The organism is Companilactobacillus sp. FL22-1, assembly GCF_043951805.1.
Lineage (GTDB): Bacteria > Bacillota > Bacilli > Lactobacillales > Lactobacillaceae > Companilactobacillus.
This window is the reverse complement of record NZ_JBINJY010000005.1, coordinates 58453-79023: the sequence shown is the minus strand read 5'-3', so window position 1 is coordinate 79023 and position 20571 is coordinate 58453. Positions and strand designations below refer to the sequence as shown.

Here is a 20571-nt window from a genome sequence, read left to right as displayed (position 1 = left end):
ATGACAGAGAAATTAGAAGCACAAACAAAAAAACTGGCCAATGGTATGCAGATCAGTGTCGTGCCTCTGGCTGGTTTTAGCCAAGTCTATGGTTTAGCGATGACCAATTTTGGTTCAGTTGATACAAAACTAGGCTCGGAAGAACTGCCAGCAGGAATTGCTCATTTTATCGAACATAAGCTTTTTGCAAAGCCTGGTTATGATATTTCTGAGAAGTTTGCCCAGTATGGAGCTAATTCTAATGCTTACACAAGTTATACCAAGACAGGTTACCTCTTCCAAACTTTGGAAAATCCATATGATAATTTGAGAATCTTGTTGGATTTAATTCAGCATCCTTATTTCACGGATGAAAATGTTGCCTCTGAACGGGGGATTATCGATCAAGAGATCCAGATGTACTTGGATATGCCAGAATGGGTACTTGAACAACGTATTTTGAGCCAACTTTATCCTGGAGATCCTATTGCTGAAGATATTGCTGGATCGAGTGAATCGTTGCAACTGATCAATCGTGATAATTTGCTGGCAACTTATCAACAAAACTATCGCTCAGATAATATGAACATCGCCTTGGTCGGGGATGTTGATTTTGAAAAAGTTGTAAATATTGTTGAAAATTCAGATTTTCATTCAGTTTCTCAACCTCAAGAAAAAACTTTCCACAAATTTGCTGCAATCGGTGCAGGCGGCGCTGAGACGATGGATATCAGTCAAGCTCGGTCAGCCTTTGGAATTCGGATCGATACTGATATGTCAGGCTATGACCTGGTTAAAAAGCAATTTGAAATGAATATGGTTATGGAAACTTTGATTGGTGAATCTTCCAAAAACTATCAAGAAATGAGCCGCTTGAATTTAATTGATGATAGTTTTTCTTATAATGTTGTTGCAGAAAATAACTATTGTTTTATCATAATTAGTGGGTCAACAAATAATCCTGAAGAATTTCAAGAATATTTACGCAATCATCTTTCTTATGATAATTTAAAAGAAGTTTTGTCAGATGCTAAATTTGAAAGAATCAAGCGCGATGCCATCGGTTCCTACTTGTTTGCACAAAATTCACCCGAGGCAATCGCAAATCAAATGGCGGAATTGTACTTTTATGATGTCGATTATTTGGAACTGATTCATATGATCTCCGACATCAAAAAGGCGGACCTCTTAAAGATTTCTGATGAGTTTTTACAAGAGAAGAATTGTACCTACTATAATCTTTTGCCAAATAGGAAGTAGAAAATGTATGCTTTAGTTATGGGAAGTTCTGGCGATATTGGAACGAGTACGGCTAAGCAACTGGCTGACAAGGGCTGGTCTTTGTATTTACATTACAATCGTAATCGTGAACGGATCAGTCACTTGCAATCAGAGTTAGCACAGAAATATCCAAAACAGGATTTTATTCCAATTAAATTCGATATGGAGCACGATCAAGTTACGGATCTGACAAAACAGATCTTTGGATTGGATGCAATTGTCTTTGCTCAAGGGAATACTTACTACAAACTCTTGGTGGATATCTCCGAAGCAGAAATTGATTCGCTATGGAATATCCATGTTAAATTGCCGATTTTAATTCTCAAGCAATTACAAGATAAGCTAGCACAGACGCATCACGGTAGAGTCGTCTTTATCGGCTCAATCTATGGGAAAATCGGCTCGGCGATGGAAGTTGTGTATAGCACTGTCAAAGGTGCCATGTCATCTTTTGCGGATACCTATGCTAAGGAAGTGGCTTCATTAGGAATCTCTGTTAATGTCGTCGCTCCGGGTGCGGTTAATACCAAGATGAATACACAGGAATTTTCCAGTGAAGATCTTGCAAGCGTTAAAGATGAAATACCAGCTGATAGGTTGGCAAACCCTGATGAGATAGCTGATTTGGTCAGTTACCTTGTCAATATCGAATCCAATTATTTGACCGGACAAACGATCTATTTTGCCGGTGGTTGGTTGTTATAAGCTCGTTAGTAGTTGGACGATAATATATGTTATACTTAGAAAAATTAGTTAATTGGTGGTAAATAATGGACGAAATTGGCCAAAAGTTAAGAAATGCACGTATTAAAAAAGGTTACACAATTGATGATTTACAACAAATCACTAAGATTCAAAAGAGATATTTAATTGCTATTGAAGAAGGTCAATTCGATCACCTTCCTGGTGACTTTTACGTTCGAGCTTTTATCAAGCAATATTCAGATGCTGTTGGTATTTCTAGTGACGACTTGTTAGAAGAATATAAGGCAGATATCCCTAATTCTCAACCGAAACAAGAATCACGAGTTGAAGAGGCAAAGACTCGTACGATCAAGGAAGAATCAAACTCATTTTTAACAACTTTGAGTAATTATATTCCACAAATTGTTGTTGGTATCGTTGTTTTAGTAATTATCGGTGTAATTGCCTTTGGCATGGTTCATCGTAATCAGAGTGCTTCGAGTGTGACGATTCCTAAGGATACTAGTTCACAGACAACTAAGAAGAGTACCAAGAAGACTACAGCTAAGAAAACAACGACTAAGAAGTCGACGACTACAAAATCTACAGCTGTTACGGTTAAAGAGACAAGTACTGAGGGTACTTATACAGTTACTAATGTACCAAGCAGCGGTTTGAAAGTTGAAGTCGAAGGAAGTGGCGGTCAAGCCTGGATTCAATTCAGTGAAGGCTCAAATACTACTTGGCAACAAGCCTTGAGTTCTGGTGAGAAGAAGTCAACTACTGTTCCAAGTGACACAACTACTTTCAGTGTACAAACTGGTAACGTTACTAATACCAAGATCACAATCGATGGCAAAGCAGTTGATTTGTCTAAATCTCAAAGTGGCAGCACGATCGTTAAAACTTTGACATTTAATATTGAAAAATAAAATAATGGTGTCTAATCTTATTAGGGTAGACACCATTATTTTTTAAAAACATAATTTTGTAATTTTTGGAGGAAAATTTAAATGGTTTGGAATGTACCTAATAAACTAACAATGTTGCGGATTATCTTAATTCCAATTTTTATTATTCTTTTGGCCTTCAACTGGTCGGGATTGGGGGATATCTACGTAGCAAATGACTTAATTCCGATAAATCATGTTTTAGCAACAGTTGTCTTTATTGTGGCTTCGTTAACCGATTTACTAGATGGCAAAATTGCTCGTAAATATAATCTGGTTTCAAACTTTGGTAAGTTTGCGGATACATTGGCTGATAAAATGCTTGTCATGACCGCTTTTATTTTTCTAGTTAGTTTCAAAATGGCACCTGCCTGGGTCGTTGCTATTATCGTCTGCCGTGAATTAGCGGTAACTGGACTTAGAACAATCGTGTTAGAAGTTGGTGGCAAAGTTATGGCCGCCCAAATGCCAGGTAAAATTAAAACTACAACGCAAATGTTGGCAATTATTTTCTTATTGATGCATAATATTTTCTTCTCTGCTATCAATATTCCGATTGGTCAAATCTTCTTATATATTTGTTTGATCTTCACCATTTACTCTGGTGCTGATTATTTCTATCAAAGTCGTGATATTTTTAAATCATAATGCGTAATTTGGAAGTGAGAGCAATGACGGATAAAGTAGCTGAGATTTTTGAGAGTATTGAAGAAACTGATTTTGAAAAAGGTATACCAGCAAAGTATCAAAGTTTACCGGAACAAGTCGTTGAGCAATTGAAACAAGCCAAATTAAAGATCACAGCCGCTGAAAGTTTAACAGCAGGTCTTTTTCAGGCGACGATTGCTAATGTTTCCGGTGCATCCAATGTGTTTGACGGTGGTTTTGTAACTTACGCTGATGCGGTTAAGGTTCAGTTGTTGGGGATGGATCCACAATTGATTGACCAATTTACGGTCGTCAGTGCCCCAGTCGCTCAAGCCATGGCTCAGCTATCTGCCAAGCAATTGTCAGCCGATATTGGTGTTGGTTTTACTGGTGTTGCCGGACCTGATCCCTTAGAAGGTAATCCGGTTGGCACAGTTTTTATCAGTGCCTGCAATAACAAAAATAACGAAGAGATCGTTAAAGAGTTTCATTTCACTGGCTCAAGACAGGCTATTCGTGACAAGTCAGTTCTTTGTGGTTTTGCTCTCGTTCAAGAAATAATATAACGGACAAACATTTGTTCGCTTTTTTCTTGCTTTTTTGATGGATAACTAATATTATATCTAATGATGAATGCATTAGGAGGAAAGCAATTTGGCTAAAGATGAACGACAAAAGGCTTTAGACGTGGCCTTAAAGAAAATTGAAAAGGATTTTGGTAAGGGTGCCATTATGAGAATGGGTGATGATCTCAACACTCAAATTTCTACGGTATCCAGTGGCTCACTAGCTTTGGATAATGCCCTTGGCGTTGGTGGATTCCCACGTGGTAGAATCGTTGAAATATATGGTCCCGAAAGTTCTGGTAAAACTACCGTTGCTTTGCATGCCGTTGCCGAAGTCCAAAAGCAAGGTGGAACGGCAGCTTATATTGATGCTGAAAATGCGATGGACCCAGCCTACGCCACCGCCTTGGGTGTTAATATTGATGACCTATTGCTTTCACAGCCAGATACTGGTGAACAAGGGCTAGAGATTGCCGATGCATTGGTTTCCAGTGGTGCGGTCGATATCGTTGTCGTCGATTCAGTAGCAGCGCTTGTGCCTCGTGCTGAAATTGAAGGTGAGATGGGTGATTCACACGTTGGATTACAAGCTCGTTTGATGTCACAAGCATTGCGTAAGCTTTCAGGTTCCATTAATAAGACCAAAACAATTGCGCTCTTTATTAATCAAATCCGTGAAAAAGTCGGAATCATGTTCGGTAATCCTGAAACGACTCCTGGTGGTCGTGCTTTGAAGTTCTATTCGACTATTCGTCTAGAAGTTCGTCGTGCAGAACAAATCAAAGATGGTACTGACGTTATCGGTAACCGAACTAAAATTAAGGTTGTAAAGAACAAAGTTGCTCCACCATTTAAGATTGCACTAGTGGACATTATGTATGGTCACGGAATCTCACAAACAGGTGAATTAGTCGACATGGCGGTTGATAAGGATATTATCGACAAGTCTGGTTCATGGTATTCATATGGCGATGAACGGATTGGTCAAGGTCGTGAAAATGCTAAGACTTATTTAGCAGAGAATCCTGAGAAGATGGAAGAAATCAAACAAAAAGTTCGTGCTGCTTATGGTATGGATGGAAAAGCTGAAGATGAAGCTGATAAAGAAAATGCTGAATCAACAACTGAAAAAACTAGTGATTCAAAGAAAAAAGACGCCAAAAAAGATGACGCCGCTTTGGATTTAAATCTAGAATCTGATGATAAAACAACTGAATAATTGAAAAAAGAGACTAATTCAGTCTCTTTTTTTCTTTTTTCTTGGTTGACAGGCTCTATTTATTCTATAATATTAAGTTGTATGTAAAAATTCTGTAACATATGTGTTTTACAAACAAAAATTTTTAAAAGCAAATATGGAGGTGATGGCATGTATCCTGCTATCATAACCTTCTCTTTCGCTCTAGTAACATTAATCGTAGGTGTCCTTTTCGGATATGCTCTCTGTAAAGACGCTTACGAGAAAAAACTTTCACAAGCAAAACAAACTGCTGAGGATATCGTTTCAGACGCAAAAAAAGCTGCAAAGTCTCTCAAGAAAGAAACTTTGCTTGAAGCTAAAGATGAAGTTCATCAATATCGCGAAAAGCAAGAGGATGAATTAAAGGAGCGTCGTCGCGAAGTTCAGAAACAAGAGAATAGAGTTCTCGAACGACAAGACATTTTGGATAAAAAAGACCAATCGCTTGAAAAACGTGAGGAAAATATCGAAAAAAACGAGAACAATATTTCAGCACGACAACATAAACTTGATGAAAAAGATAAACAATTGACTGAAACTCTTAATGAACAGCAAGCGGAGCTGTCAAGAGTAAGTAATTTAACTCGTGAAGAAGCAAGAAAGATCATTTTGGATCAATTGAATAAAGAATTAGTTCATGAACGTGCCAAAATGATCAAAGAAAGTGACGAACATGCCAAACAACGTGCTGAAAAAGACGCTAAGGCTTTGATCGTTGCTGCCATTCAAAGAAGTGCAGCTGATACAGTTTCTGAATCAACTGTAACCACTGTGACATTGCCTAATGAGGACATGAAGGGGAGAATCATTGGTCGTGAGGGTAGAAATATCCGCACTATTGAAGCGATTACAGGAGTTGATTTGATTATCGACGATACTCCAGAAGCGGTTGCTTTGAGTGCCTATGATCCTGTCAGAAGAGAAATTGCTCGAATGGCATTGGAAAAATTAATTGAAGATGGTCGAATTCATCCAGCCCGTATCGAGGAAATGGTCGATAAGGCACGTAAAGAAATGGATGATCATATTCGTGAAGTCGGGGAACAAACAGTTTATAGTTTGGGTATCAGCTCGATGAATCCAGATTTGATTAAGATTATTGGTCGAATGGAATATCGTACGAGTTACGGTCAAAATGTTTTGAATCACTCGATTGAAGTAGCTAAGTTATCCGCTGTAATGGCTGCTGAGATGGGTGAAGATGTTATGTTAGCAAAACGAGCAGGTTTATTGCATGATATCGGAAAGGCTATCGATCGCGAGGTTGATGGTTCACACGTAGAAATTGGTGTCGATATCGCAACTAAGTATAAGGAACCAGAAGTAGTTATTAATACGATTGCTTCACATCATGGGGATGTAGAACCAACATCATTTATTGCAACGATTGTCGCTGCAGCTGATGCGATTTCAGCATCACGTCCTGGTGCAAGATCCGAATCGATGGAGAACTATATCCATCGACTTGAGAAACTTGAAGAGATTGCGAATAAACACGAAGGTGTTGATCACAGCTATGCAATTCAAGCTGGTCACGAAATTCGTGTGATGGTCAAACCTGAAGCAATTTCAGATGATCAGGCTGCAATTTTGGCTCGGGAAATGAAAGGTGAAATTGAAGATAACCTTGAATATCCTGGTCATATCAAAGTTACAGTAGTTCGTGAGGTTAGAAAAGTAGAATTAGCTAAATAGTTATTGAGGGGTGTATCGAGTGGTACACTCTTTTTTTAATTTCCTTTTGGATTAATCATTTGGTATTGTATAATTGTTCTATCAATGGAAAGTGAGTTTTTCTAAAAATGTCGGGTATGTTTAGTGTAATAGTAAAATTATTTTTAACGATGATTGTTTCAGCCGTGATAACTCCTTTCGTAGTGAAATTAGCATATATTTTGGGTGCGGTCGATAAACCCAATGCACGAAGAGTCAATGTTAAGCCAATGCCCACAATGGGTGGATTAGCGATCTTTCTGGCCTTTAATTTCTCAACGTTTGTCTTATTACGGGAACAATTTCCAACACATGAATTATTTAGTGTTTTCTTAGCTGAATGTATCATTATTTTAACGGGGATTATCGATGATATCCGTGAGCTATCACCGAAAGCTAAACTAGGTGGTATTTTGGCCGCAGCTTTAGTAATTTATTTCCTAGCTGGAATTAGAATGAATGAAGTTACTTTGCCGATTATCGGTTCTTTCCAACTAGGATGGTGGAGTTTGCCCATTACGATTATTTGGATCATAGCGATTACTAATGCGGTCAATTTGATTGATGGACTTGATGGTTTGGCCACAGGGGTTTCAATCATTGCGTTGTTTACTATGGGAGTCATGGCTTACTTCTTCTTAAACATGACTAATGTCTACGTGGCAATTTGGATTTTTGCCTTAGTAGCAGCTTTAGTAGGGTTCTTGCCTCACAATTTCCATCCAGCAAGTATTTTCTTAGGTGATACAGGATCACTGTTCATTGGCTTTATGATGGCAGTTTTCTCCTTAAAGGGTTTGAAGAACGTTACCTTTATTACTTTGTTGATGCCAGTAGTTATCATGGGAGTGCCAATTACCGATACCGTCTATGCAATTTTGAGACGGCTGTTGAATAAGAAACCTATCATGCAAGCTGATAAACACCATTTACACCACCGTTTGATGCAATTAGGCTTATCTCATCGACAGACAGTTTTAGTTATTTATGGTTTGTCCTTAGTTTTTGCCTTTATTTCAATGTTGTATCCATTGTCCACGCTCTGGGGCAGCATATTATTGACGATTGGTGTCCTAATAGGTTTGGAACTCTTTATCGAATCGATTGGACTTTTAGGTGATAACCGCCAACCATTGTTAAAAGCTATCCAGAGATTTGTGAAACGATTAGAGAAAAAAGATTAGCAGACGCCGTTATAGCGCCTGTTTTTTTTCTAGAGATTACTCCGAAAGGTGTTATATCTGACAAAAATCAACGTTCTAACCTAAAAATAAAGCCACCTCTGATTCAACATTATGAATCAGAGGTGGCTTTTGTTTTGCCTTGATACTTGCTTATTTAATGAAAAATAGTTGTGTTCCAAACCACTTGAGTAGTTATTTTAGTTAGCCTCAATTGGGACTTGTTTATAAGTTTTTTCAGTTTCTTTAAGGATAATTTGATTTTGAAACATATCTTTGATGTTTTGAACCATCTCATCAGAATTATCGAGGTCTAAATAAATTTCACATTTAACGTCAGCGGTGAACTGCTTATTTTCTAAAGTGATTTTTTCATTGCGGGCATAGTTATCGAATTTATCAAATAAGTGATAAGGAATGGTTAGTTCATAACCTTGTTGGATACGGTTTTCAACAAGGCCGATTTCCTTGATCGCTTCAGCTGTAGTGGAGGAATATGCTCTAATTAGGCCACCAGCACCTAACTTGATGCCACCAAAGTAACGAGTCACAACTACGGCAACATTTTGCAAATTTTGTTGCTGTAAAACGTTCAAAATTGGAGGGCCGGCAGTACCACTAGGTTCACCATCGTCCGACATCCGCTCGATCAAGACGTTTTCTTGCACGATAAAAGCTGTGCAATTGTGAGTTGCATTAGCTTCTTTTGTACGAATTTGTTGAATGAAGTCATTAGCTTCTTTTTCCGAAAAAGTTTGAGCAACATGAGCGATGAAGCGTGACTTTTTGATAATTTTTTCATGACTACCAGTTTTGGCAATAGTTTTATAGTTTTGCAAAAATGAGTTCTCCTTTACGTAGTTTTAGTTATGGACAAATTAAATAGTTATTTAGGTGGGCGGATAATCAAAACCACTGATATATCGCCTGAAGATATGCAACAACTCTGCCATGACGGCGGCAAAATCGTGGCGGCGACTTTTAAAAAGAATAATAAACTATTTTGTCGGCGGTGCCTAATGGCAATTCAAAAGTTACCGATAGATCATCAGTATTGTCGGCATTGTATCAATCTGGGCAAGATTCAAATTGATGAACGGTTACTGATTACGCCCACAGAGCTAAAATTCCCCCGCCAAGGGCGTTATTTAGCATGGCATGGTCAATTGACCACTAATCAGAAGAAGGGCGTCAGTGAGCTTATTTCGGCTTACCAGCACCACCGTGATCATTTGGTCTGGGCGGTGACAGGAGCTGGTAAGACGGAGATGATTTTTCCACTGATTGAACAGGCTTTGATCAATAACCAACGAGTTGCAATATGCTCGCCTCGAATCGATGTCTGTATTGAATTATTCCCACGGATTCAAGCGGCCTTTCCTAATACTTCGATTGGACTATTTCATGGACAGAGTGAGCAAAAGTATTTTTTGACCCAAATTATGGTTGCGACGATTCATCAGTTGGTTCGTTTTGAAAAAGCTTTCGATGTCTTGATCGTTGATGAAGTCGATTCATTTCCACTAGCTGGGGATGAAATGCTACATCTGGCAATTAAGAAAGCTAAAAAATCACAAGGAATAATCGTTTATCTATCAGCGACACCACCCAAAGAGTTATTACAACTAGTTCAGCAGCAAAAAATTTCCATCTCTAAATTATATCAAAGATTCCACGGTCACCCACTGCCCGAACCTCATGGTCATTTGCTCTTAAAAAGTCCATATTTTTTAGGTATTAATCCACGACTACGGCTTAAACTCAATTATCTGATCAAAAATAACCAGCGTTTTATGCTTTTTTTTCCGCAAATTCCGCAAATGAAAAAGTTTGCCAAAACGTTAACCAAACTATATCCGCAATTGAACTTTGTCGATGTTTCTTCAAAAGATCCACAACGGTTAGAAAAAGTTCAAAAATTTCGCAAGCAAGAAGTTCAAGCGATTTTGACGACTACCATTTTGGAACGGGGCGTGACTTTCAAAAAGATCACAGTCATGGTGCTTGATGCTCAGGCAAAGGAGTTTTCCAAGACGGCCTTGATTCAAATTGCGGGACGGGCTGGCCGGGATAAGGAAGCTTTTGATGATGAGGTGCATTTTTATTATCAATACTATAACGAACAGATCCGTCAAGCTAACCGAGAAATTCATTTTTTAAATAGTGAGGCAAAACATGGAATGTCTTAACTGTGGAGCTTTTATCCAACGCAATTTATCACTTGCAGAAATTTTTTTATGGCATGAAATAACTCCTCAATATATTTGTGATCGCTGTCGACAACAGTTGGCGCCGTTGATAAATCGGGATAATTGTCTTCGTTGCATGAAACCCAATGCCAGTGAAGTCTGTCAAGATTGTAAAATTTGGGAAGAAAAGTATCAGGTAATCAATTGCCATTATGCTTTGTTTGAGTATAATCAGTTCATACACAGCTACTTCAAGCTGTATAAACGATATGGCGATGTCTTGTTGGCACGATTATTTTTTCAAGATATTAAAAATTGGTCTCTGCAGCATCACTTTGATGTAGTGACATATATTCCCGCCAGTCCCGGACATCTGCAGACCAGAGGCTTTGATCCGGTTTATGAATTGTACGCTGCCATTTTTGAATTACAGCCACTTTTAGTAAAGGCGGATGCCGATAAACCGCAGGCTCAAAAGAATCGTTTGGAGCGTTTGAGGACACCACAAACTTTCTCGTCTTTACCAAATCTTAAGCAAATCAAAACCACTAAAAGTATTTTGATCTTGGACGATATATACACGACTGGTCGGACTTTGATGCATGCCCGAGAGATATTCAGGCAGGCTGGGTTTGAGAAAATATCCACCTTTTCATTATCGAGGTAATGGAAACGTTGTCATATTTCCTTAAGAATATTATAATTACACTAAAGAGATGTAAGAGAGCTCTTTAATTTCCTATCGTCGGAAGGAGAGATTATTATGTTAACTATTAATGTACGTGGTGAAAATATTGAAGTAACTTCATCAATTCGCGAATATGTCGAGAAGAGAATTTCCAAGATGGAAAAGTATTTCAGTGATGACAGTAATCCAATTGCACATGTAAACTTGAAAACATACCCTTCAAAAGGTACAAAGGTTGAAGTAACAATTCCATTGCCATACATCACATTAAGAGCTGAGGAACTAAACGATGATCTGTATGCGGGAATCGATCTAGTTGTTGACAAGCTTGAAAGACAAGTTAAGAAATTCAAGACACGTGTCAACCGTAAGAGCCGTGAAGGTGGCAGTCTAAAGGATGTTCCATTAGATGACATCACACCAAGCGACACCGAAGAAGACGAGTCACAAATTGTTAGAACAAAGCGTCTATCATTGAAACCAATGGATGCTGAAGAAGCAGTTCTACAAATGGAAATGCTCGGTCACCAATTCTTTATCTTTGAAGATTCAGAAACAAATGGTGCAAGCATCGTTTATAAACGTAATGATGGTAAATATGGTTTGATTGAAACAAATGAATAAAATTACAAAATTTTTTAGCTGAGACATTTATGTGTCTCGGCTTTTTTTGTTCTCAGGAAAGTGATTGTAAAGCATTTTTAACACAAAGAAGTGAAAATTGGTGTATCATTGTAATCCTGAGAAGTCTAATTAAATAGATATTAAGTTTAAATGTTGAAAAAAAAATGCTACTATTAAGAGTATGTTTATAACACTTAGGAGAGATATATTATAATGGCAAATCCACTAAGAAGATGGGTCGAAAGCGATAAAAGAGAAGTTAAACGTATGGGCAAAATTGCCGATAAGGTTGAAAGCTATGCTGATGCTTACAGCAAACTTTCAGATGACGAGCTCAAAGCTAAGACTCCTGAATTTAAAGAAAGACTAGCAAAGGGCGAAACATTAGACGATATTTTGCCAGAAGCATTTGCTACTGCTCGTGAAGGTGCAAAGAGAGTTCTTGGATTGTATCCATTTAGAGTTCAAATAATTGGTGGTATTACTTTACATGAAGGAAATATTGCTGAAATGAAAACTGGTGAAGGTAAAACTTTGACAGCTACTTTGCCAGTTTACTTAAATGCGCTTGATGGAAAGGGTGTTCACGTTGTTACAGTTAACGAATACCTTTCTGGACGTGATGCTAAACAAATGGGTGAGTTATACAACTGGCTAGGTTTAACTGTTGGCTTGAACGTCAATAGTATGGACCCAGAAGAAAAGCGTGCGGCTTATAACTGCGATATCACTTATTCAACTAACAGTGAATTAGGTTTCGATTATTTGCGTGACAACATGGTCGTTTACAAAGAACAAATGGTTCAACGTCCATTGCACTATGCAATTGTCGATGAGGTCGATTCAATTTTGATCGATGAGGCTAGAACACCATTGATCATTTCTGGTGCAGCTGAAAAGTCAACTGCAATGTACGTTCGTGCTGACCGTTTTGCTAAAACTCTTGAAAAAGACGATTACAAGATCGATTGGCCAACTAAGTCAATCAGTTTGACAGAAACTGGAATCAGAAAAGCTGAAGATTACTTTGGCCTTGATAACTTGTACGATATTGATAATACCGTTTTGAATCACCATTTGGACCAAGCCTTGCGTGCTAATTACATCATGAGTTTGAATATTGACTACGTGGTTCAAGAAGGCGAAGTTAAGATTGTTGATCAATTTACTGGTCGTGTTATGGATGGTCGTCGTTATTCTGATGGACTACACCAAGCTATTGAAGCTAAAGAAGGCGTAGAGATCCAAGATGAAACTAAGACTATGGCTAACATCACTTACCAAAACTTCTTCCGTATGTATGATAAGTTGGCTGGTATGACTGGTACTGCTAAAACTGAAGCAGAAGAATTTAGAGAAATCTATAACATGGAAGTTATCTCAATTCCAACTAACAAGCCAGTTATCCGTGATGACAAGGATGATGTACTTTACCCTACATTGAAGAGTAAATTTGCTGCCGTTGTTGAAGAAATCAAGAAACGCCACGCCAAAGGTCAACCTTTATTGGTTGGTACAGTTGCGGTTGAATCTTCAGAATATCTTTCTAAATTGCTCGATAAAGAAGGTATTCCTCACGCTGTCTTGAATGCTAAGAACCATGCCAAGGAAGCTGAAATCGTTATGAATGCCGGTCAACGTGGCGCCGTTACAATTGCTACTAATATGGCTGGTCGTGGTACTGATATTAAATTAGGACCTGGAGTTAGAGAATTAGGTGGCCTCTGCGTTATTGGTACAGAACGTCATGAATCTCGTCGTATTGATAATCAGCTTCGTGGACGTTCAGGTCGTCAAGGTGATCCTGGTGTAACTCAATTCTACATGTCACTAGAAGATGACTTGATGAAGCGTTTTGGTTCTGATCGAATCAAACGTGTCTTGAAAGCTTTGAAGGTTGAAGATGACGACGCCGTTATTCAAAGCCGTATGATGACTCGTCAAGTTGAGTCCGCTCAAAAACGTGTTGAAGGTAATAACTACGATACTCGTAAGAATACTTTGCAATACGATGATGTTATGCGTGAACAACGTGAAGTTATTTATAAAGAAAGAATGGAAGTTATTACAGAAGACAAAGATCTTGATCGCGTCTTGCTTCCAATGATCGAAAGAACTATTAAGGCACAAGTCGACGTTCATACAACTGGTAAAAAAGAAGACTGGGAACTAGATGCTATCGTTGATTTTGCTAAAGCTGCCTTAGTCGGTGATGATCAAATCGATGTTGTTGACTTACAACTTAAATCTCAAGAAGAAATCGTTAATTATTTGATGGACTTTGTTCACAAGAACTACGAACAAAAGAAAGATCAACTTGGCGACCCTTCACAGATGCTAGAATTTGAAAAAGTTGTTATTCTTAGAGTGGTCGACGAGCACTGGACAGATCATATCGATGCAATGGATCAACTACGTCAATCAATTGGTCTACGTGGCTACGGACAATTGAATCCATTAGTTGAATACCAAGAAGAAGGGTATCGTATGTTCGAAGAGATGGTTTCAGATATTGAATATGATGTAACAAGATTATTCATGAAGGCTGAGATCAGACAAAATATGGAAAGATAAAAGCTGGCCATTGGCCGGCTTTTTTTATAAGGGTGATTAAATGGAATTCGGTGAAATTAGAAATAGGATCTCCGAAATGGAGAATAAAATAAAGCAATTCAGGGGGTCTCTTTGACTTAGAGAGTCTGGAAGAAAGTATTGCTGAAAATGAAGCTAAAATGACGGAAAATGGTTTTTGGGATGATCATGAAAAAGCTCAACAATTGATTGATTCTACCAATGAACTCAAAGATAAATATGATAACTTCAAGGCTTTGAGCGAAGGATTAGAGAATCTGCAAGTTTTAGCTGAATTGTATCAAGAAGATCCGGAAGCAGAATTGATGGATCAATTGGTGGACGATTCGGATAAATTGGCTGAAAAACTTCGTTCATATGAGTTAATGATGTTGTTATCCGAACCATATGATTCTCATAATGCAATCTTAGAAATTCACCCTGGTGCGGGCGGAACTGAATCTCAAGATTGGGGTTCAATGTTGTTGCGGATGTATCAGAGATGGGCTGACCAGCACAACTTCAGCGTTGAAATTGAAGATTATCAACCAGGTGAAGAAGCTGGGATCAAGAGTGTCTCAATGATGATTCAAGGAAAGAATGCATACGGATTGTTACGTTCTGAAAGAGGGGTTCATCGGCTAGTGAGAATCTCGCCGTTTGACTCAGCCGGAAGACGGCATACTTCTTTTGCCTCCGTTGATGTGATGCCAGAACTAGACGACAGCATTCATGTCGAAATCAACGATGATGATTTGCGGGTTGATGTATTCAGATCTTCTGGAGCTGGTGGACAACATATCAATAAAACTTCTTCAGCGGTTCGAATTACTCATTTGCCAACCGGCATCGTCGTTAGTTCACAGGCACAACGGTCGCAGCTACAAAACCGTGAAACAGCTATGAACATGCTGAAGGCTAAACTTTTCCAACGTGAGCAGGAAGAACAAGCTAAGAAACATGCTGAGATTCAAGGGGAACAATTAGATATCGGTTGGGGATCGCAAATTAGATCATATGTTTTCCATCCATATACGATGGTCAAAGATCATCGCTCGAATTACTCGACTAGCAATGGTCAAGCCGTTATGGACGGGGATTTAGATCCATTTATTTATGCCTATCTTCAATGGAAACTACAAGGGGTCAAACAGCAATGAAGAAGAAAATTTTAGTTGTTGACGATGAACCAGCAATCTTAGAACTGATTGAATATAATCTTGAAGACAATGATTATCAAGTTTCAACAGCCGTTGATGGACAAATGGCGTTAGATAAGGCGACCGATGAGAAGTTTGACCTGATTCTTTTGGATCAAATGTTGCCAAAGCTGAGCGGCATTGAGATGTTAAAAAAGATGCGTAAGGCTGGTAATTTAACTCCAGTGATCTTTTTAACCGCAGTAGATACCGAAGAGAATAAAATCGAAGGTTTGATCAGTGGAGCTGACGATTACGTTACTAAACCTTTCAGTATCAAAGAGTTATTAGCTCGCATCAAAGTGGTTTTGAGACGAACATCTCATGAAGAAGTTCATCAGTCGTTTGAACTCAATACCGATGTGAAGAGTTTAGTAATGGATGGTCAAGAGATTCCGTTAACGAAAAAAGAATATGAATTGTTGGAATATCTGATTAGAAATAAAGGGATTGTCGTCTCCAGGGAGCAAATATTTGACAATGTTTGGGGCGTAGACTCCAATTCTCAAATGCGGATGGTTGATATTCAAATCAGCCACCTCCGTGATAAAATTGAACAGGATACTAAAGACCCACAAATAATTAAAACCGTGCACGGATTCGGTTATATTTTAGAGGTATAACGATGAAAAAAAGATTAGGACCAATAGTTGCTATATTAATTTCGATCGCTGTCTTTCTCATTATTGTGACTTTTTCAGATAGTATTTTGAGCAACTCACAAAATGATATGTTTACCGAAGAAACTGTTTCTTATCAAGAATTGAAGAAAAACCATGAACCGGCGCAGGCAGCAAAAATAGCTGGCCTAACTTATGTTGATACATCGAAGGAAAATACCAAGATGCAACAAAAGGCTTATGACATGTATCATAACGGCCGTACGGCTCCAGGCAAAGATTATGTGACCGATTCAACGCTGAATACTAGAACCATGTACTTCATGTCGGGGACGCAACGTCATATCGTAGCTAAAGAATATGATCGTCTCTGGAGTCAAAGTCCGATGACTTTTGTGATCATTACTTTGATGTACTTTTTGATTACTGATTCGGTGATCTTGTTCTATTACCGCAAGCGTCAAAAATTGAGTAACGATATCAAGAGCGTAACAGAAAATCTGCGTCGGGTTCGCAAGAATAAAGAGATGGCATCGATTATTCTAGCTCCAGACGATGAACTTTATGGTTTGGTTGAACAGACTAATAAGATCAGTATGGATATCAATGACCTTCGAGATGATGTTAGATTGCGTGAGCGCCGCTTCAGAGGTTTGGTGGGACACTTGCCAATCGGTGTCATGCTCTTGAATTCTCAAGGGGATGTCTTGATGCATAATCAGGCCATGTCTAGTTTATTGGATGTCAATATTTCAAATGATATTCATCCGTTCATTGAAGATGTTAAAACTTATAGTTTAAGTCGAATGATCGAGCATACTTTGAGAAAGAATAAGAATCACCACCGTGAGATTCAATTAGTTGGTAATTCTCAAAAGTATGTTGATGTCAACGTAATTCGTTTGATTCACTCACGTGAAGACTTTGATCAACAAGTTTTAGTTATCTTGTATGATTTGACAGAAAGCCGACAGATTGAAAGAATGCAAGTCGACTTCGTCAACAATGTCAGTCACGAACTAAAGACGCCTGTTACTTCGATCGAAGGCTTCTCAGAGACCTTGCTGAATGGTGCCAAAGACGATCCTAAAAAGGCTGAACATTTCTTGGAAATTATCCACAGCGAAAGTGTTCGTCTGTCAGATTTGATTCAAGATATTCTGTCATTGTCCAAGGTTCGACGCGACACCGAAAAGGCGACGATTTTCAATTTGCATGATGATATAAATCATATTTTGGAACGTCAATCCTTAGCAATTAAGAAACATGATTTGAAGGTCAAGCAAGAATATGCCGGTAATCCTGAAGTGACTGCTAATCGAGAAAAGATCAATCTGGTATTTCGTAATTTGATCAAAAATGCTATTTCTTATAACAAAGAGCACGGTGAGATCGATATCGAAGTACATCATGATGAAATTGAGAACCGAATCAAGTTTATTATTAAAGATACTGGAATCGGTATATCGGAAGAAGATCAAGGAAGAATCTTCGAACGTTTCTATCGTGTTGACCGGTCTAGAAGTTTGGAGACTGGTGGTACCGGGCTTGGATTGGCTATCGTAAAGGAAACCTTGGATACATTAGATGGCGATATTCGCATAGAATCTCATAAAGGTCTAGGCACAACTTTCACAGTCGACATACCACTATAATAAAAATGCCGCAACAAATTATTTTATTTTGTTGTGGCTATTTTTATACAAAAAATATACATTGTTGTACTATGCTAGTTGGATAGAGGTGAGGACATTGAAAAGAAGACTTGTCGCATTAATTGCAGTTGTGATCCCCATGGTATTGATTTTGAGTGGTTGCAAGGGCAGCGGAAGCCAAGAGACGATTACGGCTGTAGGTTCATCAGCAGCCCAACCATTAGTGGAACTTGCCGGGGAAGAGTTCACCAAGGATAATCCGAACGAATATGTCAACGTTCAAGGTGGCGGGACAGGTACAGGACTGAGTCAGATTCAACAAGGAGCCGTTAATATCGGTAATTCTGATCTTTACGCTGAACAGAAAAAAGATATTGATGCTAGCAAACTTGTCGATCATCGAATAGCTGCAGTCGGCATGATTCCCGTCGTAAATAAAGACGTTAAGATTAAGTCCTTAACAATTACTCAATTGAGACAGATTTTCTCTGGTCAAGTTAAAAATTGGAAAGAAGTTGGCGGTCAAGATTTGCCAATTACGATCATTAACCGTGCTGATGGTTCCGGGACTCGAGCATCCTTTGAAAGTGATGTTATGAACGGAACTCCGTTCGTGCGCTCTCAAGAGCAAGATTCCAGTGGAATGGTACGTCAGATCGTTAATAATACCAGAGGTTCGATCAGCTATTTAGCGATGCCTTATTTAAATAGTTCAGTCAAAACCATTAAGGTCAATGGCGTTGAACCAACAATTGAAAATATTGAGAATAATCGCTGGAAGATCTGGTCATACGAACATTTATATACCAATGGCAAACCAACTGGTATGACTAAGCAATTTCTTGATTTTATTATGACTGAACATGTCCAAGAGAATGTAGTTAAGAAAATGAATTACGTACCAATCAATAGTATGAAGTATCAAAAGGATTATAAAGGCAATGTAACGCCGGTTTCAAAGGGGGCAAAGTAATTTGAAAGATCCAATTAGAGAGAGTTTAACTAAGAAATCAGTCTCAGCTAAACGAGAAACTCGCGGTAAAATTATTTCTTTTAGTTTTACAGCCATTATTGTGTTGTTAGTTATTACGATTATTGGGTTCATTGCTTCCCGAGGTTTAATTATTTTCATTAAGGATGGCGTCAATCCAATCAACTTTTTGACGCACTCGGTTTGGTCACCTAGTAAGTTAGATAGTGCTGGGCATCCAATTGTCGGGGCAGCTCCAATGATCGTCGGCTCATTTGCGGTTACCTTGATTGCAGCATTGATCGGTACACCATTTGCCATTGCAGCGGCTATTTTCATGACTGAAATTTCGCCTAAATGGGGTCGAAAAATTTTACAGCCCGTTATCGAATTATTGGTCGGAATCCCATCTGTAGTTTATGGATTCTTCGGTTTAACGATCATCGTGCCATTTGTCAGAAGTTTTGCTGGAGGTAGTGGTTTTGGTATTTTAGCTGGATCATTTGTCCTCTTTATTATGATTTTACCAACGATCACTTCGATGTCAGTTGATGCACTAAGAGCAGTGCCACGTTATTATCGTGAAGCTTCATTGGCTTTAGGCGCAACCAGATGGCAAACAATCTCTAAAGTTGTTTTGAGAGCTTCAACACCGGGATTGTTGACGGCGGTTGTTTTTGGTATGGCTCGTGCTTTTGGTGAAGCCTTAGCTGTTCAAATGGTTATCGGTAATGCGATGCTGTTGCCACAAAATTTAGTCTCACCATCATCGACTTTAACAAGTGTCTTAACAATGAATATGGGTAATACAATTATGGGTTCAACACCAAACAATGCGCTTTGGTCATTGGCTTTATTACTATTATTGATGTCATTGCTATTCAACTTCGTTATCAGAAGAATTGCTAAGCGAGGTGAATTTTAATGTTCAATGAAAAAACTAAAGATAAAATTGCAACAGGCGTAATTTACTTTATGTCTGGAATCATTGTTTTGATTCTGGCCGGGTTGTTGATATATATTCTAGGTAGCGGACTACGCTATGTTAATTGGCATTTTCTCACCTCAGGATCTAAAGCGTTCCAAGCCGGTAGCGGTGTCGGCATTCAATTGTTCAACTCGTTTTTCTTATTGATTTTATCGATGTTGATCTCAATTCCCATTTCAATCTGTGCGGGGATTTATTTATCAGAATACGCTGGTAAAAATAAATTCGTCGATTTGATCCGTGTTTCGATTGAAGTTTTGAGTTCATTGCCATCGATCGTTGTGGGACTATTTGGATTCTTGATCTTTGTAATTAGTTTCAAATTTGGTTTTTCAATTTTGTCTGGTGCTTTAACGCTGACGGTTTTCAACTTGCCAATTTTGACAAGAAATGTTGAAGATTCCTTGCAATCAGTACCACAATCTCAACGTGAGGCCGGTTTAGCCTTAGGACTTTCAAAATGGGAAACTGTTATTCACGTTATTATTCCTGATGGTTTGCCAGGTATTATTACTGGTATGATCATTGGTGCTGGTAGAGTTTTTGGTGAGGCTGCTGCCTTGATCTATACCGCAGGTCAGAGTGCACCTCCACTAGACTTTACCAATTTCAATGTTTTCAGCATTACGAGTCCGTTAAACTTGATGAGACCAGCTGAAACTTTGGCGGTACATATTTGGAAAGTTAACTCGGAAGGATTGATTCCTGATGCAGTACAAGTGTCAGCGGGTGCTTCAGCAGTTTTGATCATTGCGGTATTGATTTTCAATTTACTTTCTAGATACATTGGTAATTTAGTTTATAAGAGAATGACGGGTGAATAGT

General features: G+C 38.5%; 19 protein-coding genes. 18 read left to right on the top strand and 1 reads right to left on the bottom strand.

What is annotated here, in order from left to right:
* The 8 genes from yfmH (at position 1) to ACG72T_RS05335 (ending at position 8245) form a co-directional block, all read left to right on the top strand.
* Positions 1-1239: an EF-P 5-aminopentanol modification-associated protein YfmH gene (gene yfmH, locus ACG72T_RS05370; protein ID WP_395265118.1), complete on the top strand. Its 1239-nt coding sequence runs from the start codon at positions 1-3 to the stop codon at positions 1237-1239.
* 3 nt (positions 1240-1242) lie between these two features.
* Positions 1243-1965, top strand: coding sequence for an elongation factor P 5-aminopentanone reductase (gene ymfI, locus ACG72T_RS05365; protein ID WP_395265117.1), 723 nt, complete (start codon positions 1243-1245; stop codon positions 1963-1965).
* A gap of 65 nt (positions 1966-2030) precedes the next feature.
* On the top strand, positions 2031-2876 hold the full coding sequence (locus ACG72T_RS05360; RefSeq protein ID WP_395265116.1) for a RodZ domain-containing protein: 846 nt from the start codon (positions 2031-2033) through the stop codon (positions 2874-2876).
* Between the two features lie 81 nt (positions 2877-2957).
* Complete coding sequence (gene pgsA, locus ACG72T_RS05355) at positions 2958-3542, top strand: CDP-diacylglycerol--glycerol-3-phosphate 3-phosphatidyltransferase (RefSeq protein WP_395265114.1); 585 nt, start codon at positions 2958-2960, stop codon at positions 3540-3542.
* A gap of 23 nt (positions 3543-3565) precedes the next feature.
* A complete protein-coding gene (locus tag ACG72T_RS05350) occupies positions 3566-4108 on the top strand; it encodes a CinA family protein (RefSeq protein WP_395265113.1) in 543 nt (180 codons plus the stop codon).
* Between the two features lie 88 nt (positions 4109-4196).
* Positions 4197-5327 (top strand): recombinase RecA, encoded by a 1131-nt coding sequence (gene recA, locus ACG72T_RS05345; RefSeq protein WP_395265112.1) that lies wholly within the window; start codon positions 4197-4199, stop codon positions 5325-5327.
* A 150-nt stretch (positions 5328-5477) separates the two neighbouring features.
* Positions 5478-7043 carry a ribonuclease Y gene (rny, locus tag ACG72T_RS05340; protein WP_395265111.1) on the top strand — a complete coding sequence of 522 codons (1566 nt, stop codon included), beginning with the start codon at positions 5478-5480 and terminating at the stop codon, positions 7041-7043.
* Positions 7044-7159: 116 nt separating this feature from the next.
* Positions 7160-8245, top strand: a complete 1086-nt coding sequence (locus tag ACG72T_RS05335) for a glycosyltransferase family 4 protein (RefSeq protein WP_395265110.1) — start codon at positions 7160-7162, stop codon at positions 8243-8245.
* Positions 8246-8442: 197 nt separating this feature from the next.
* Here the strand turns inward: ACG72T_RS05335 and ACG72T_RS05330 are convergent, their stop codons facing one another.
* Positions 8443-9081 (bottom strand): YigZ family protein, encoded by a 639-nt coding sequence (locus tag ACG72T_RS05330; RefSeq protein ID WP_395265109.1) that lies wholly within the window; start codon positions 9079-9081, stop codon positions 8443-8445.
* A 30-nt stretch (positions 9082-9111) separates the two neighbouring features.
* Between ACG72T_RS05330 and ACG72T_RS05325 the strand changes: the two genes are divergently transcribed.
* From ACG72T_RS05325 to pstA, 10 genes are all read left to right on the top strand, one after another.
* Complete coding sequence (locus tag ACG72T_RS05325) at positions 9112-10431, top strand: DEAD/DEAH box helicase (protein ID WP_395265108.1); 1320 nt, start codon at positions 9112-9114, stop codon at positions 10429-10431.
* Positions 10418-11098: a ComF family protein gene (locus ACG72T_RS05320; protein WP_395265107.1), complete on the top strand. Its 681-nt coding sequence runs from the start codon at positions 10418-10420 to the stop codon at positions 11096-11098. Before ACG72T_RS05325 ends, ACG72T_RS05320 begins: the two co-directional genes overlap by 14 nt.
* A gap of 96 nt (positions 11099-11194) precedes the next feature.
* The gene (gene hpf, locus ACG72T_RS05315) at positions 11195-11743 is read left to right on the top strand and encodes a ribosome hibernation-promoting factor, HPF/YfiA family (RefSeq protein WP_395265106.1); all 549 of its coding nucleotides are present in this window, start codon (positions 11195-11197) and stop codon (positions 11741-11743) included.
* A 213-nt stretch (positions 11744-11956) separates the two neighbouring features.
* Complete coding sequence (secA, locus tag ACG72T_RS05310) at positions 11957-14317, top strand: preprotein translocase subunit SecA (protein ID WP_395265105.1); 2361 nt, start codon at positions 11957-11959, stop codon at positions 14315-14317.
* A gap of 40 nt (positions 14318-14357) precedes the next feature.
* Positions 14358-15474 (top strand): peptide chain release factor 2 gene (gene prfB / locus ACG72T_RS05305; RefSeq protein WP_395265104.1). Its coding sequence is split into 2 segments (ribosomal slippage): positions 14358-14429 and positions 14431-15474, totalling 1116 coding nucleotides; the frame shifts between segments, so codons are not numbered across the junction.
* The gene (locus ACG72T_RS05300) at positions 15471-16136 is read left to right on the top strand and encodes a response regulator transcription factor (protein WP_395265103.1); all 666 of its coding nucleotides are present in this window, start codon (positions 15471-15473) and stop codon (positions 16134-16136) included. The genes prfB and ACG72T_RS05300 overlap by 4 nt, the downstream gene beginning before the upstream one ends.
* Before the next feature lie 2 nt (positions 16137-16138).
* Positions 16139-17788, top strand: coding sequence for a sensor histidine kinase (locus ACG72T_RS05295; protein WP_395265102.1), 1650 nt, complete (start codon positions 16139-16141; stop codon positions 17786-17788).
* A 139-nt stretch (positions 17789-17927) separates the two neighbouring features.
* Positions 17928-18761, top strand: coding sequence for a phosphate ABC transporter substrate-binding protein PstS family protein (locus ACG72T_RS05290; RefSeq protein WP_395265242.1), 834 nt, complete (start codon positions 17928-17930; stop codon positions 18759-18761).
* A 1-nt stretch (position 18762) separates the two neighbouring features.
* Positions 18763-19683, top strand: coding sequence for a phosphate ABC transporter permease subunit PstC (pstC, locus tag ACG72T_RS05285; RefSeq protein ID WP_395265101.1), 921 nt, complete (start codon positions 18763-18765; stop codon positions 19681-19683).
* Entirely contained in the window at positions 19683-20570 is an 888-nt protein-coding gene (gene pstA / locus ACG72T_RS05280; RefSeq protein WP_395265100.1) for a phosphate ABC transporter permease PstA, read from the top strand. The genes pstC and pstA overlap by 1 nt, the downstream gene beginning before the upstream one ends.
* Position 20571 lies beyond the last annotated feature (1 nt).